This is a genomic window from Pseudomonas sp. 910_21 (genome assembly GCF_052850735.1).
Genome location: NZ_VXCY01000007.1, coordinates 240,304 through 254,799, shown reverse-complemented (window position 1 = coordinate 254,799; position 14,496 = coordinate 240,304). Strand labels below are relative to the sequence as shown.

The following is a 14,496-nucleotide window of genomic DNA, read 5'->3' as shown; positions in this document are numbered from 1 at the left end:
CTTGCCGGCCTCTGCGCCGGCAAGCCGGCTCCTACGAAAAGCATCGGACGCGGATAAAACACAGACCCGTTGTAGGAGCTGGCTTGCCAGCGAAGGCGTTTGCAGCATCGGTGCAAATCTTGCCGGCCTCTGCGCCGGCAAGCCGGCTCCTACGTGAGGTGGTGTGTCGGCTATTGGCGGGTATCGATGCTGACCACCACCGACAATCCGGGACGCAGGCGTTCAAGCTCCGGCTGATCCGGGTCGACGGTGATCCGCACCGGTACCCGCTGGGCAATCTTGACGAAGTTGCCGGTGGCGTTGTCGGCCTGCAACAAGGCGAACTCGGAACCGGTGGCCGGGGAAATCCGTTGCACCTTGCCGCTGAATTTGCGGTGGCTCAGGGCATCCACGCTAAAGCTCACCGGCTGCCCGACCCGCACATTGTCCATCTGGGTTTCCTTCAGGTTGGCAATCACCCACAGCTGGTTCGGCACCAGCGCCATCAACTGTGCGCCAGAGTTGACGTAGGCCCCCAGGCGCACACCGATCTGCCCCAGCTGACCATCCCGGGGGGCGAGGATGCGGGTGTTGGACAGGTCGATCCGCGCCAGTTCCACCGCTGCTTGGGCATTGGCCACCGCAGCCTCCAGGGAGCCGCGATTGACGATCACGGTCTGCAGGTCCTGGCGGGCTATTTCCAGTTGCGCCTGGGCCTGGGCCACCGCGGCCACGGTCTGGGCATTGGCCGCACGGGTCACGTCCAGCTCGCGCTTGGACACCGAGCCATCGGCAATCAACGCTTCGTTGCGCTGCAAATCGGCCGCGCTCTTGCGGGCCTGGGCCTGGCTGTCGGCCAGGGCGGCCTGGCGCAGTTTGATCGTGGCTTCAGCGCTGTTGCGCTGTTGCAGGGCATTGGCCAAGGCGGCCTTCTGCACTGCCAACTGAGCCTGGGACTGGTCCAGACGCTGCTGGTAGATGCGGTCGTCGAGGCGCACCAGCAGGTCGCCGGCCTTGACCTGCTGGAAATCCTGCACCGGCACCTCGAACACATAGCCGCTGAGTTGCGGGCCGATGATGGTCACCTGCCCGCGTACCAGGGCGTTCTCGGTGCTTTCGATGGCGCTGGAAAACGGCGGCAGTTGCCAGGCGTAGAGCACGATCAGCACGCCGACAATGGCGATGGCGGCAAAGCCCAGGGACGAGATGATGCGCACCGCCAACGGCCGTGGCTCGGTAGCGGGAATACTCGGCGGGCCGTTGGGCTCGGGAGTCGAGGCAATGGCGTTGGTGGTGGGGTTGACGGTTTCGCTCATGAACTTGGGGCACCACTGGGTTGAACGGGAGCCGCGGGCGCGACTGCTTGGGTCGTGCTCATCAGCCACAGGCTGCGAATGAATATCCAGATCATGGTGAGTACGGCAATCACTGCAATCAGCATGAATACATCGTTATAGGCCAGCACGTTGGCCTCGCGGGTGGCCGCGCTGGCCAGGCTGCGAATGCCTTGCAGGGTGCGCAGATCGGGGTCGGCAATCACCTTGCCGTAGGCCGCCCCGCCACTCTGCACCCGGGCCAGGACCTGAGGATCGAGCAGGGTCAGTTGCTCGACGATATGGCTGGAGTGGTATTTCTCGCGCACGATCTGGAAGGTCCCGAGCAAGGCCGAGCCGATCAGCCCGCCGAGGTTCTGGCAGATGCCGAACAGCACCGAGAAGCTCACCAGATTGCGCGGATTGGTCAGCACATTGCGGGTGCCCAGGACCATGGTCGGGCCGAGGAAAAAGGTGCCGCCAAAGGCCAGGAGGAACTGGCTGAGGTACATGTTGGCCGGGCGCGTGAGGTTGCTGGAGAAACTGTCCATCACCGAGCCCACGGCCATCAGCGCCAGGGAAATGATCAGCGGCATCAACAGGTGCGCCGGGTTGATGGTCAGGGCGCTGGTGGCCAAGCCGGCGATGCTGCCCAGTAGCATCACCCCGTAGAGCAGGCGCATCTGCTGGCTGCTCATGTTCAGCGCCTGGAGAAAACCCACGGCGCCGGTGGACTGCTCGGACAGCACCATACGGATCAGGATCACCGCCAGGGCCAGGCGGATCATCGCCCCGCTGCCCAGCCAGCGGGTCATCAGCATCGGGTTGCGGCGGTTATGTTCGATGCACAGCCCGGCCAGGATCAGCACGATGGAGCCGGCGCTGGCGTAGCCGATCCACGGCGCCTCCAGCCACCAGTCAATGCGCCCCAGGGACAGCACCGCGCACAGCAGGGCAACGCCTGTGGCCAGCAGGGCGAAGGTCAGGAAGTCGAGTTTCTCGAAGGTGCGAAAACGGTCCCCCGGCGGCAGCTTGAGCATGAACACGCAGCCCAGGGAGGTCAGCGCCAGGCCCAGTTCGAACAGGTACAGGCCACGCCACTCGGCAATCTGCAGCAGGTCTTCGGAAAACAGCCGGGCCAGGGGCAAGGCCAACTGCGAGGTACCCAGCCCCAGCACCAGGGCCTTGAGCCGCCATTTCGCCGGGAAGGCCTGGACCATGTAGTACAGCCCCAGGGAACTGAGCGCCGCGCCGACCATGCCGTGGGCCGCCCGCACGGCAATGGCCGAGCTCAGGTCGTTGACGAACAGGTGGCCGAAGGTCACCAGGGCATAGAGCACCAGAAACACTTCGGTGAAGGCCCGCAGGCCGAACTGCTGGCGAAACTTCACCAGCAGCAGGTTCATCGACACGTTGGTCATCACGTAGGCGGCCGGCAGCCAGGCCATTTCCGCCGTGGTTGCCCCCAGTGCCCCTTGCAGGTACGGCAGATTGGCGATCACCAGCGAGTTGCCCAGGCCGCCGGTGATCGCCACCAGCAAGCCCACCAGCGCATAGGCCAGGCGCTTGTGAGTGGGGTGCAGCGGTGTCGAGGGGGAACCGGGCAAGCTGGGCTTTTCGTGGGGCTGCCAGTTGCGCGGGGCGTAATGATCCATGCCGTGACCTTGTGCTGTGCCGGCCGCTGTTGCAGCGGTTGGCGATGTTCCCGGTGGTCCGGCAGTGTGCCGGAAAATCCCGCCGTCCAGGCAATGCCCGGGCTGGCAGGATGAATTTTATTTTAAGGCGCTGGCGCCGGTGGCTTTTTTTCGCAATCCTGCGTTCGCTGGTGGTCGTTGCACCGGCTGCCTGCCCTCGCCTGTCGGAGCCCGAATGCCGCTGAACTTTGTGAAGATGCACGCCAATGGCGACGATTTCGTGCTGATCGATGCCCGTGGTCGCGCCAACCCGATCACCGCTGAGCGGGCCAGGGCCCTGGGAGATCGCCAGCGCGGCATCGGCTTCAATCAGTTGGTGGTGCTCGGCGATTGCCACGAGAGTGCGGCGCAACTGACCTTCTTCAACGCCGATGGTTCCAGCCTGGATACCTGCGGCAGCGCCACCCGCGGCGCCGCCGACCTGCTGATGCAGGAAAGCGGCGCCACCGAGGTGCAGGTGAAAACCGCTCGCGGCCTGCAGCAATGCCTGCGCCTTGAGGATCAGTCGCTGTCCGTGGAAATGGGCCTGCCGTCGTTCGACTGGCAGGCCATCCCCCTGGCTCAAGCGTTGGACAGCCTGCACCTGCCGCTGCCGGGAACACCGGCGGCGTGCAGCATGGGCAACCCCCATTGCAGCTTTTTCGTCGACGATCTGGAACAGCTGGACATTGCCGCGCTGGGCCCAAAGATCGAGAGCGACCCGCTGTTTCCGCACAAGACCAACGTGCACTTCATCCAGGTGCTGGACCGCCAGACCATCCGCCTGCGCATCTGGGAGCGCAATGGCGCGATCCCCCTGGGCTCCGGTTCCTGCTCCTGCGGGGCGGCGGTCAACGGCATCCGTCGTGGCTTGCTGGACAGCCCGGTGCGGGTGCTGTGCGACGGTGGCCCGGTGACGGTGAGCTGGGACGGCCAGGGCAAGGTGCGCCTGGCCGGCAGCGTGACCCGGGTGTTCAGCGGGTCAGTGTGAAGGGGTGGGTTTTCGCTACATCCAGCCCAGCCATTTCCACCAGGTCATGGCGAACACCAGCATCAGCAGGTAGCCGATCAACGTCACCAGCAGCCCGACCTTGGCGAACTGCCGGGCATTGAAGGTTTCGGTACCCAGGCAGACCATGTTCTGCGGCGCGTTGATCGGCAGGATAAAGCCGTAGCTGACGACAAAGCCCAGGAGCATGGTCATGCCCAGCCGGCTGAACTCCCCAGGCAAGGTCTGCAACACCGCGATCAGGATCGGCAGCAAGGCCGAAGTCAGGGCCGTGGCGCTGGCGAACCCGAGGTGGATGAGAATCAGGAACGCCGCAAGAATGGCGAACACCGCCAAAGGCCCGACCTGATCCAGGCCGGTATGGGCCACCACCTGCCCTCCCAGCCACTGCCCGGCCTGGGTGCTGAGCAGCGCCGAACCCAGGCTGATGCCGACCCCGAAGACAATCACCGTGCCCCAGGGAATGCGCGACTGCACATCCTTCCAGGTCATGATGCCGATCCGTGGCAGCAACAGGATCACCAGCCCGGCGTAGGTGGTGGTCGTGGTGTCGAAGGGGTGCAGTTTGCCTTCGGTGGACCAGGCCAGGAGCAGCAGCACCGACACCGCCAGCAGGCGCTTCTGCGGCCCGGTCATGGGGCCGATGTCCACCAGGGACTGGGCCACCGCTTCCTTGCCGCCGGGGATGCTGTCGGTTTCCGGGGGCAGCAGTTTCAGCACCAGCCACAGCAGCACCAGGGACATGATCACCGCCCAGGGCGCGCCGGCGATCAGCCAGTCGAGCCAGGCCACACGCTGGCCGAGCATCTTGTCCATGAAGCCCACGGTCAGCAGGTTCTGCGCCGCGGCGGTCTGGATGCCGACGTTCCAGATGCTGGTGCCCTGGGCGACCACGATCATCAGCCCAGCGGCGATATTGGAGCGCTTGTCGACGCCGAACGCGGCGATCACGCCCATCATGATCGGCACCACGCAGGCACTGCGGGCCGTGGCGCTGGGTACCAGCAGGCTGAGCAGGATGGTCACGGCAATGGCGCCGATGAGGATGCGCCGGGTACTGGTGCCGACCCGGGTCAGGGTCACCAGGGCGATGCGCCGGTCGAGGCCGGTGTGGGTCATGGCGGCGGCGATGAACAAGGCACCGGCCACCAGGGCCAGGGCCGAGTTGGAGAACCCGGTCAGGGCCAGGCTGATGGCTGCCGAGCTGCCATAGACCTGGGTCGGGTCCTGCAGGGTTGGCGCGGTGCCAATCAAGAACGCCATCAGCGCTGTGATCATGATCGCGCTGGCCTCGTAAGACACCGCTTCACTGATCCACACCACCACGGCAAACGCCAGGATCGCCAGCATCCGGTGGCCGGCCACCGGCAGGTCGGCGGGCAGTGGCAGAAGCAGCACCCCGACCATGGCCAGTACGGCGATCAGCAATCCAATCGGTAATACAGCCTTGGCCGCGGGCGCCGTTGTCAGAGGCGTAGTCATGGGCCTTTTCCTTTTCAATTGGAGAGCGCCCAGCTTGCTACAAAACCGCCAAAAGCGCGTTGATAAAGGTCAAGCCTGCGCAGTTGCCCGCCGTTGATCTGGCTCTGGGTTGAAGCCACACACACGCAAAGAAATATTTTTTTACATCTCTACAGATTTTTCATCTCTTTGGAGTCACAGTGCTATCAAGGCGACAAGGAGTCGAAAAGAAATTGGCGGTATCACTCCAACCTGCAAGGTGCCTTTATGGTGACAAGAAACTTGAAACTGACTTCCAGGGCGCTCCTGAGTTTTGGCGCTATCTGTGTACTACTGATTGGTCTGGGGGGACTGGCGCTGTGGAAAATGGGACAGATTCACGACGCTGCACTGGACCTGCAAACCAATTGGCTGCCCAGCGTCAGGCAAGCCACGAAAATCGAATCTTCCACCTTGCGTGTGCGCCTGGAGGCCCTGCACTACGCCACTGAAAGCGAAGCCCAGAAAGGCGCATCCCTGGACAAGCTGGCTAGCCTGAAAACCATCCTGGCCCAGGCCATCAAGGACTACGAGCCGCTGGTCTCCAGCGCCGAGGAAAAAACCACCTTTGAACAGGTCAAGCGCGGCGCCCAGGACTACCTGGACAAGCTGGCGGTGCTGATCGATGCGAGCAAGACCAACACCGCGCAACAGAGCAGCGACTACATCAATCAGGTCACCGTGCCCCTGGCCAATACCCTGCAAAGCGCCATCGAGGCCCTGATCAAGATCAACGAGAGCGGTGCCGCACACTCGGCGACCGTGGCCGGCGAGCAATTCGACAGCGGCCTGACCCTGACCTCGCTGATCATCGTCCTGGCGATTGTCCTGACCATGCTCATCGCCACCCTGTTCACCCGCAGCATCACCCGCCCGGTGCAATCGCTGCTGGCCACCACGCAGAAAATCGCCGAGGGCGACCTGCGCGCCCAAGTGGAAGTCAGCGGCCAGGACGAACTCACCGACCTGCAGAAATCCACCCAGTCCATGCTCGACAGCCTGAAGTCGACCATCCGCCACATTGCCGACTCCTCCACCCAACTGGCCTCCGCCGCCGAGGAAATGAGCGCCATCACCCGCGAATCCAACGCCGGCATCCAGCAACAGAGCATGGAGACCGACCAGGCCGCCACCGCGGTCAACGAAATGACCGCCGCGGTGGAGGAAGTGGCACGCAACGCGGTGTCCGCTTCGCAGTCGACCCAGGCCTCGGAGCGTTCCGCCGGGCTGGGCAAGGAGCGGGTCGAGCAGACCATCCACTCCATCGAAAAACTCACCGGGACCGTGGAGAACACCCGGGTGGAAATGGCCGGCCTGGCCCAACAGGCCCAGGACATCACCAAGGTCCTGGACGTGATCCGCGCCATTGCCGAGCAGACCAACCTGCTGGCGCTCAACGCCGCCATCGAGGCTGCCCGGGCCGGCGAGCAAGGCCGCGGGTTTGCCGTGGTAGCCGATGAAGTGCGGGCCCTGGCCCACCGTACCCAGCTCTCGACCCAGGAAATCGAGCAGATGATCCAGGGCATCCAGAACGGTTCGAGCAAGGCCATGCTGTCGATGCAGCAAAGCAGCGAGGATGCCAGCCAGACCCTGGCCATCGCCCACGAGGCCGGCGCCGCCATCGGCCATATCGCCCAGGCCATCAGCGAGATCAACGAACGCAACCTGATGATCGCCACCGCCTCGGAGGAACAGGCCCAGGTGGCGCGCTCGGTGGACCAGAACCTGATGAGCATCCGCGACCTGTCGCTGCAAAGCTCGTCCGCCGCCAGCCAGACTTCCATCGCCAGCAGTGAACTGTCGTCCCTGGCGGTGAGTCTGAACAAGCTGGTGGCACGCTTCTCCCTGTGAGACGGGCCGAGGCCCGGTAAGACGTCAGGTAGAAAAAGCGGTGGCGCTGTTCGCCGGCCAGCCGGCTCCTACACGGGTCTGTAGGAGCCGGCTGACCGGCGATGGCCGACTGCCCTGAAAGGGAGTGCTGTTGATGCTCAAACTGATTTCGATCCATCAGCTGCAGATGGGCATGTACATCCATCAATTCTGTGGTTCCTGGCTGGACCACTCCTTCTGGAAGGCAGGCTTTGTGCTCAAGAGCACAAGCGATTTGCAACGCTTGCGTCAATCCAATATCGATAGCCTGTGGATCGACTCGGACAAGGGCCGCGATCTGCCGGAGGAGCATCCGCCCGCTACGGCCGTTGCCGAGCCGCTGTTTCGCAGCGATGCACCGCTGCGGGTCGAACGAGCCGACGAAATCCAGCGCGCACTCAAGCTCTGCGCCCACTCGAAACAGGCCGTCATGAGCATGTTCCAGGAGGTGCGCATGGGCAGGGCCATCGAGCTGGTGCAGGTGGACGATCTGGTGCACGACATCTCCACCTCCCTGCTGCGCCATCCCGATGTATTGATCAGCCTGGCCCGGCTCAAGACTGCCGACGATTACACCTACATGCACTCGGTGGCGGTATGCGCGCTGATGGTGGCGGTGGCCCGGCAACTGGAGTTGCCGGTGACCCAGGTGCATCAGGCCGGGGTCGCCGGGCTGCTGCACGACATCGGCAAGCTGACGGTTCCCGACAGCATCCTCAACAAGCCGGGCAAACTCTCCGCCGAGGAATTCGAACGGGTCAAGCAGCACCCCACCGCCGGGGGCGCGATCCTGCGCCAGCACCCGCAGCTGGATGCGCTGGTGCTGGACGTGTGCCTGCATCATCACGAAAAGATCGACGGCAGCGGTTATCCCCACCGTCTGGCAGGCGAACAGATCAGCCTGTTCGCGCAGATGGGCGCGGTCTGCGATGTGTATGACGCGGTGACCTCGACTCGCCCCTACAACCGTGGCTGGGACCCGGCCGAAGCGCTGCAGCGCATGTCCGGCTGGACCGGGCATTTCGCGCCCCGGGTGTTCCAGGCCCTGGTGAAAAGCGTCGGCATCTATCCCGTGGGTTCCCTGGTGCGCCTGCACAGCGGGAAACTGGCAGTGGTCCTGGAGCAGCACCCGGACTCGCTGCTGGCGCCCAAGGTCAAGGTGTTCTTCTCCACCCGCTCGAAAATGCCCCTGCCACAACGGGTCCTGGATCTGTCTCGGCTCCAGGGTCAGGAGCGCATCGTCGGCCGTGAAGCCCCGGAAGACTGGGACTTCAAGCAGCTCGATCAATTGTGGAGCGAAATCCCCGCCTGAGCCTCAGGTCCCCAGGGTCAGGCCGTTGGCCGGCAGCGGCAGCGCGGTCTTGTAGCGCACCTGCTTGAGGGCGAAGCTGGAGCGGATATTGGCCACCCCCGGCACCTTGGTCAAAAAGTCCATCATGAAGCGCTCCAGGGCCTGGATAGTGGGCACCAGCACCCGGATCAGGTAGTCCGGATCACCGGCCATCAGGTAGCACTCCATGACCTCCGGGCGATCGGCAATGGCCTCCTCGAAGTGCTGCAAGGCCTCTTCCACCTGCTTCTCCAGGCTGACGTGAATGAACACGTTGACGTGCAGCCCCAGGAGGTCGGCGTCCAGCAGGGTCACCTGCTCGCGGATCAGCCCCAGCTCCTCCATGGCCTTGACCCGGTTGAAGCAGGGTGTGGGAGAAAGGTTCACCGAACGGGCGAGGTCGGCGTTGGTGATGCGGGCATTCTCCTGAAGACTGTTGAGAATGCCGATGTCGGTACGGTCCAGTTTGCGCATGAGACAAAACAACCTGTTTTTTATGTTTATGCAGATTTTTTATCTGCAAATAACTTCCAGCGCAATGAAACAGAGATAAATATTCTCCTACGCCCGGCCTATGATGTTTGTAGGACAAGATTTCTTTTATCCAAAGAATGACTGTCAGCTAGCGCGCCCAATTACAAGAAATCCACAAGATCGAGCGTAGAAAGCCATGACCACAGCGTATGCACCGCTACGCCTGCACGTTCCCGAACCCTCGGGCCGTCCCGGCTGCAAGACCGACTTCACCTACCTGCGTCTGAACGACGCCGGCCTGGCCCGCAAACCCCCTATCGATATCGAACCTGCCGACTGCGCCGACCTGGCCCGCGGCCTGATCCGTGTGCTCGACGATCAGGGCAACGCCCTGGGCGAATGGGCCGACGAGGTGCCGCTGGAGATCCTCCGCCAGGGCATGCGCGCCATGCTCAAGACGCGGATCTTCGACAACCGCATGGTGGTCGCCCAGCGCCAGAAGAAGATGTCCTTCTACATGCAGAGCCTGGGGGAAGAAGCCATCGGCAGCGCCCAGGCCCTGGCCCTGAACATCGACGACATGTGCTTCCCCACCTACCGCCAGCAAAGCATCCTGATGGCCCGGGAAGTGCCCCTGGTGGAAATGATCTGCCAGCTGCTGTCCAACGAGCGCGATCCGCTCAAGGGGCGCCAGTTGCCGATCATGTACTCGGTGAAGGAATCCGGGTTCTTCACCATCTCCGGCAACCTGGCGACCCAGTTCGTCCAGGGTGTGGGCTGGGGCATGGCCTCGGCCATCAAGGGCGATACCAAGATCGCCTCGGCCTGGATCGGCGACGGCGCCACCGCCGAATCGGACTTCCATACCGCCCTGACCTTCGCCCACGTGTACCGGGCGCCGGTGATCCTCAACGTGGTCAACAACCAGTGGGCAATCTCCACCTTCCAGGCCATTGCCGGGGGTGAAGCCACCACCTTCGCCGGACGCGGCGTGGGCTGCGGCATCGCTTCCCTGCGGGTCGACGGCAACGATTTCATCGCGGTCTACGCCGCCTCGCGCTGGGCCGCCGAACGCGCCCGTCGCAACCTCGGCCCGACCCTGATCGAGTGGGTCACCTACCGCGCCGGCCCCCACTCCACCTCCGACGACCCGTCGAAATACCGACCGGCCGACGACTGGAGCCACTTCCCCCTGGGCGATCCGATTGCCCGCCTCAAGCAGCACATGATCAAGATCGGCCAGTGGTCCGAAGAGGAACACGCCGCGGTCAGTGCCGAGCTCGAAGCCCAGGTCATCGCCGCACAGAAGGAAGCCGAGCAGTTCGGCACCCTCGCCGGCGGCCAGATCCCCAGCGCCGCGACCATGTTCGAGGATGTCTACAAGGACATGCCCGAGCACCTGAAACGCCAACGCCAGGAACTGGGGATCTGAGATGAACGATCACAACAACAATATCCAGCTGGAAACCGCCATGACCACCACCACCATGACCATGATCCAGGCCCTGCGCTCGGCCATGGATGTGATGCTCGAGCGTGACGACAACGTCGTGGTGTTCGGCCAGGACGTGGGCTACTTCGGCGGCGTGTTCCGCTGCACCGAAGGCCTGCAGGCCAAGTACGGCACCTCGCGGGTCTTCGATGCACCGATCTCGGAAAGCGGCATCGTCGGCGCGGCCATCGGCATGGGCGCCTACGGCCTGCGCCCGGTGGCGGAAATCCAGTTCGCCGACTACGTCTACCCCGCCTCGGACCAGATCATTTCCGAAGCCGCGCGCCTGCGCTATCGCTCCGCCGGCCAGTTCACCGCGCCCATGACCCTGCGCATGCCCTGCGGCGGCGGCATCTACGGCGGCCAGACCCACAGCCAGAGCATCGAGGCGATGTTCACCCAGGTCTGCGGCCTGCGCACCGTGATGCCGTCCAACCCCTACGACGCCAAGGGCCTGCTGATCGCCTCCATCGAAAACGACGACCCGGTGATTTTTCTCGAACCCAAGCGCCTGTACAACGGCCCGTTCGACGGCCACCACGACCGCCCGGTAACCCCCTGGTCGAAACACCCGGCGGCCCAGGTGCCGGACGGCTACTACAAGGTGCCGCTGGATGTGGCCGCCATCACCCGTCCGGGCAAGGACGTCACCGTCCTCACCTACGGCACCACCGTCTATGTGTCGCAAGTGGCGGCCGAAGAAACCGGCATCGACGCCGAGGTCATCGACCTGCGCAGCCTGTGGCCCCTGGACCTGGACACTATCGTCAAGTCGGTGAAGAAGACCGGCCGTTGCGTGGTGGTGCATGAAGCCACCCGTACCTGCGGGTTCGGCGCCGAGCTGGTATCGCTGGTGCAGGAACACTGCTTCCACCACCTGGAAGCCCCGATCGAGCGCGTCACGGGTTGGGATACGCCGTATCCCCACGCGCAGGAGTGGGCATATTTCCCAGGGCCGTCCCGAGTGGGCGCGGCGCTGCAACGGGTCATGGAGGTCTGAATGGGCACGCACGTTATCAAGATGCCGGACATCGGCGAAGGCATCGCGGAAGTAGAACTGGCGCAGTGGCACGTAAAAGTCGGCGACCAGGTAGTGGAAGATCAGGTCCTGGCGGACGTGATGACCGACAAGGCGATGGTGGACATCCCTTCCCCGGTGCACGGCACGGTCATTTCCCTGGGCGGTGAGCCCGGTGAAGTGATGGCGGTGGGCAGCATCCTCATCAGCATCGAAGTCGAAGGCGCGGGTAACCTCAAGGAATCCGCCCAGGCAGCCGCACCGGCGGCAAAAGAGCCGGCAGCTATTAATAAGCCAGCGGCTGCCGCGCCAGTGGTCGAAGCGCCGAAGGTGGAAAAAGCCGTCGTCAGCCAAAGCGCCTGTCGCGCAGCGCCCCAGGCACCGGTGGCCCGGGAAGCCGACGAGCGTCCGCTGGCCTCGCCGGCGGTGCGCAAGCACGCCCTGGACCTGGGCATCCAGCTGCGCCTGGTGCAAGGCAGCGGCCCGGCCGGGCGCATCCTGCACGAAGACCTGGACGCCTACCTGGCCCAGGACAGCCAGCCGCTCAAGGGTTACTCGGCGCCGGGCGCCGGTTATGCCGAACGCCACGACGAAGAGCAGATCCAGGTGATCGGCATGCGCCGCAAGATCGCCCAGCGCATGCAGGAATCCAAGCATCGCGCCGCGCACTTCAGCTACGTCGAGGAAGTGGACGTCACCGCCCTGGAAGAGCTGCGCATCCACCTCAATGAAAAACACGGCGCCACCCGCGGCAAGCTGACCCTGCTGCCGTTCCTGGTGCGAGCCATGGTCGTCGCCCTGCGCGACTTCCCGCAGATCAACGCCCGCTATGACGACGAGGCCCAGGTCATCACCCGCCTCGGCGCGGTGCACGTCGGGGTCGCCACCCAGAGCGACGTCGGCCTGATGGTGCCGGTGGTGCGTCACGCCGAAGCCCGCAGCCTGTGGGGCAATGCCGAGGAAATTTCGCGCCTGGCCAAGGCCGCCCGCAGCGGCAAGGCAGCCCGGGATGAACTGTCCGGTTCCACCATCACCCTCACCAGCCTCGGCGCTCTGGGCGGGATTGTCAGCACGCCGGTGCTGAACCTGCCGGAAGTGGCGATTGTCGGGGTCAACCGCATCGTCGAACGGCCGATGGTGATCAAGGGCCAGATCGTGATCCGCAAGATGATGAACCTTTCCAGCTCCTTCGATCACCGGGTGGTCGACGGCATGGACGCTGCGCAATTCATTCAGGCCATTCGCGGTCTGCTCGAACAACCCGCCACGCTGTTTGTGGACTGATCATCAGAGGAGCAGGCATGCAACAGACTCTCAATATCCAACTGCTGATCATCGGCGGCGGCCCTGGCGGTTACGTGGCGGCGATCCGCGCCGGCCAGCTGGGCATTTCCACCATTCTGGTGGAAGGCCAGTCCCTGGGCGGTACCTGCCTGAACATCGGCTGCATCCCGTCCAAGGCGCTGATCCACGTCGCCGAGCAGTTTCACCAGACTCGCCATCACAGCCAGGGCTCAGCCCTGGGCATCGAAGTGGCAGCGCCGACCCTGAACATCGGCAAGAGCGTGGAATGGAAAGACGGCATCGTCGACCGCCTGACCACCGGAGTCGCCGCACTGCTGAAGAAACACAAGGTCCAGGTGATCCATGGCTGGGCCAAGGTGATCGACGGCAAGACCGTGGAGATCGAAGGCTCGGACACGCGCATCCAGTGCGAGCACCTGCTGCTGGCCACCGGCTCGAAAAGCGTCAACCTGCCGATGCTGCCCCTCGGCGGGCCGATCATCTCCTCCACCGAAGCCCTGGCGCCCAAGACCCTGCCCAAGCGCCTGACCGTGGTCGGCGGCGGCTATATCGGCCTGGAGCTGGGCATCGCCTATCGCAAGCTCGGGGTCGAAGTCAGCGTGGTGGAAGCCCAGGAACGCATTCTCCCGGCCTACGACGCCGAGCTGACCCAGCCGGTGCTCGAATCGGTGAAGCAGTTGGGGATCAAGCTCTACCTCAAGCACAGCGTGCTGGGCTTCGATGCCGCCAGCAGCAGCCTGCAGGTGCGCGAGCCCAACGGTGACACCCTGAACCTGGCCACCGAGCAGGTGCTGGTGGCCGTGGGTCGCAAGCCCAACACCCAGGGCTGGAACCTGGAAAGCCTGAACCTGGACATGAACGGCGCGGCGATCAGGATCGACAACCGTTGCCAGACCAGCATGCGCAATGTCTGGGCCATCGGCGACCTGAGCGGCGAGCCGATGCTGGCCCACCGGGCCATGGCCCAGGGCGAGATGGTGGCCGAGTTGATCGCCGGCAAGCAGCGCGAATTCAACCCGGCGGCGATTCCCGCGGTGTGCTTCACCGACCCGGAACTGGTGGTGGTGGGCAAGACCCCGGACGAGGCCCGCGCTGCCGGCCTGGATTGCATCGTCAGCAGCTTCCCGTTCGCGGCCAATGGCCGGGCCATGACCCTGGAATCGAAAAGCGGTTTCGTGCGGGTGGTGGCCCGAAGTGACAATCACCTGATTGTCGGCTGGCAGGCCGTGGGGGTCGGGGTGTCCGAATTGTCCACGGCGTTCGGCCAATCCCTGGAAATGGGCGCGCGCCTGGAAGACATCGGCGGCACCATCCACGCCCACCCGACCCTGGGCGAGGCGGTCCAGGAAGCGGCGCTGCGGGCATTGGGCCACGCCTTGCATCTGTAACCATTCAAGGGGCACACAGGACAGTGCCCAGGTAGGAGCGCGGCTGGCCCGAAAGGGCCGGCAGGGATCGCCAAGCGTTCGCGCCGTGGCCTTCGCGAGCAAGCTCGCTCCTACCGGGGGTGTTACGGGTGGCTGTTGCAGGGAGG

11 protein-coding genes are annotated in these 14,496 nt (G+C 64.3%); 7 read left to right on the top strand and 4 right to left on the bottom strand.

Annotated elements, in window-relative coordinates; genetic code table 11:
* Positions 1-170: 170 nt before the first annotated feature.
* Positions 171-1,295, bottom strand: coding sequence for an HlyD family secretion protein (locus FW796_RS22655; protein WP_346632585.1), 1,125 nt, complete (start codon positions 1,293-1,295; stop codon positions 171-173).
* Positions 1,292-2,947 carry an MFS transporter gene (locus FW796_RS22650; protein WP_346632584.1) on the bottom strand — a complete coding sequence of 552 codons (1,656 nt, stop codon included), beginning with the start codon at positions 2,945-2,947 and terminating at the stop codon, positions 1,292-1,294. Before FW796_RS22650 ends, FW796_RS22655 begins: the two co-directional genes overlap by 4 nt.
* A gap of 214 nt (positions 2,948-3,161) precedes the next feature.
* Between FW796_RS22650 and dapF the strand changes: the two genes are divergently transcribed.
* Positions 3,162-3,956 (top strand): diaminopimelate epimerase, encoded by a 795-nt coding sequence (gene dapF, locus FW796_RS22645; protein WP_346632583.1) that lies wholly within the window; start codon positions 3,162-3,164, stop codon positions 3,954-3,956.
* A gap of 15 nt (positions 3,957-3,971) precedes the next feature.
* On the opposite strand, the gene FW796_RS22640 is transcribed toward dapF, so the two are convergent.
* Complete coding sequence (locus tag FW796_RS22640; protein WP_325985927.1) at positions 3,972-5,456, bottom strand: DASS family sodium-coupled anion symporter; 1,485 nt, start codon at positions 5,454-5,456, stop codon at positions 3,972-3,974.
* Positions 5,457-5,702: 246 nt separating this feature from the next.
* On the opposite strand from FW796_RS22640, the gene FW796_RS22635 reads away from it, so the two are divergent.
* Together FW796_RS22635 and FW796_RS22630 are read left to right on the top strand one after the other, a co-directional pair.
* The gene (locus FW796_RS22635) at positions 5,703-7,325 is read left to right on the top strand and encodes a methyl-accepting chemotaxis protein (protein ID WP_041117679.1); all 1,623 of its coding nucleotides are present in this window, start codon (positions 5,703-5,705) and stop codon (positions 7,323-7,325) included.
* Between the two features lie 133 nt (positions 7,326-7,458).
* Positions 7,459-8,655: an HD-GYP domain-containing protein gene (locus FW796_RS22630; RefSeq protein WP_404939501.1), complete on the top strand. Its 1,197-nt coding sequence runs from the start codon at positions 7,459-7,461 to the stop codon at positions 8,653-8,655.
* Positions 8,656-8,658: 3 nt separating this feature from the next.
* Here the strand turns inward: FW796_RS22630 and bkdR are convergent, their stop codons facing one another.
* Positions 8,659-9,147 (bottom strand): Bkd operon transcriptional regulator BkdR, encoded by a 489-nt coding sequence (gene bkdR, locus FW796_RS22625; RefSeq protein ID WP_016963011.1) that lies wholly within the window; start codon positions 9,145-9,147, stop codon positions 8,659-8,661.
* Between the two features lie 196 nt (positions 9,148-9,343).
* On the opposite strand from bkdR, the gene FW796_RS22620 reads away from it, so the two are divergent.
* Genes FW796_RS22620 through lpdA form a run of 4 tightly spaced genes read left to right on the top strand, consistent with a single transcriptional unit; the run spans position 9,344 to position 14,350 of the window.
* Entirely contained in the window at positions 9,344-10,579 is a 1,236-nt protein-coding gene (locus FW796_RS22620) for a 3-methyl-2-oxobutanoate dehydrogenase (2-methylpropanoyl-transferring) subunit alpha (RefSeq protein ID WP_346632580.1), read from the top strand.
* Between the two features lies 1 nt (position 10,580).
* Positions 10,581-11,639 (top strand): alpha-ketoacid dehydrogenase subunit beta, encoded by a 1,059-nt coding sequence (locus FW796_RS22615; RefSeq protein WP_123725672.1) that lies wholly within the window; start codon positions 10,581-10,583, stop codon positions 11,637-11,639.
* Positions 11,640-12,941 carry a dihydrolipoamide acetyltransferase family protein gene (locus tag FW796_RS22610; protein ID WP_446440076.1) on the top strand — a complete coding sequence of 434 codons (1,302 nt, stop codon included), beginning with the start codon at positions 11,640-11,642 and terminating at the stop codon, positions 12,939-12,941. It abuts the gene before it with no gap.
* A 17-nt stretch (positions 12,942-12,958) separates the two neighbouring features.
* On the top strand, positions 12,959-14,350 hold the full coding sequence (lpdA, locus tag FW796_RS22605) for a dihydrolipoyl dehydrogenase (RefSeq protein ID WP_446440075.1): 1,392 nt from the start codon (positions 12,959-12,961) through the stop codon (positions 14,348-14,350).
* Positions 14,351-14,496 lie beyond the last annotated feature (146 nt).

Coding starts and splice junctions, on each gene's coding strand:
- bkdR (WP_016963011.1), bottom strand. CDS start 9,147: ATGCGCAAACTGGACCGTACCGACATCGGCATTCTCAACAGTCTTCAG.
- FW796_RS22650 (WP_346632584.1), bottom strand. CDS start 2,947: ATGGATCATTACGCCCCGCGCAACTGGCAGCCCCACGAAAAGCCCAGC.
- FW796_RS22630 (WP_404939501.1), top strand. CDS start 7,459: ATGCTCAAACTGATTTCGATCCATCAGCTGCAGATGGGCATGTACATC.
- FW796_RS22620 (WP_346632580.1), top strand. CDS start 9,344: ATGACCACAGCGTATGCACCGCTACGCCTGCACGTTCCCGAACCCTCG.
- FW796_RS22610 (WP_446440076.1), top strand. CDS start 11,640: ATGGGCACGCACGTTATCAAGATGCCGGACATCGGCGAAGGCATCGCG.
- FW796_RS22615 (WP_123725672.1), top strand. CDS start 10,581: ATGAACGATCACAACAACAATATCCAGCTGGAAACCGCCATGACCACC.
- FW796_RS22655 (WP_346632585.1), bottom strand. CDS start 1,295: ATGAGCGAAACCGTCAACCCCACCACCAACGCCATTGCCTCGACTCCC.
- dapF (WP_346632583.1), top strand. CDS start 3,162: ATGCCGCTGAACTTTGTGAAGATGCACGCCAATGGCGACGATTTCGTG.
- FW796_RS22640 (WP_325985927.1), bottom strand. CDS start 5,456: ATGACTACGCCTCTGACAACGGCGCCCGCGGCCAAGGCTGTATTACCG.
- lpdA (WP_446440075.1), top strand. CDS start 12,959: ATGCAACAGACTCTCAATATCCAACTGCTGATCATCGGCGGCGGCCCT.
- FW796_RS22635 (WP_041117679.1), top strand. CDS start 5,703: ATGGTGACAAGAAACTTGAAACTGACTTCCAGGGCGCTCCTGAGTTTT.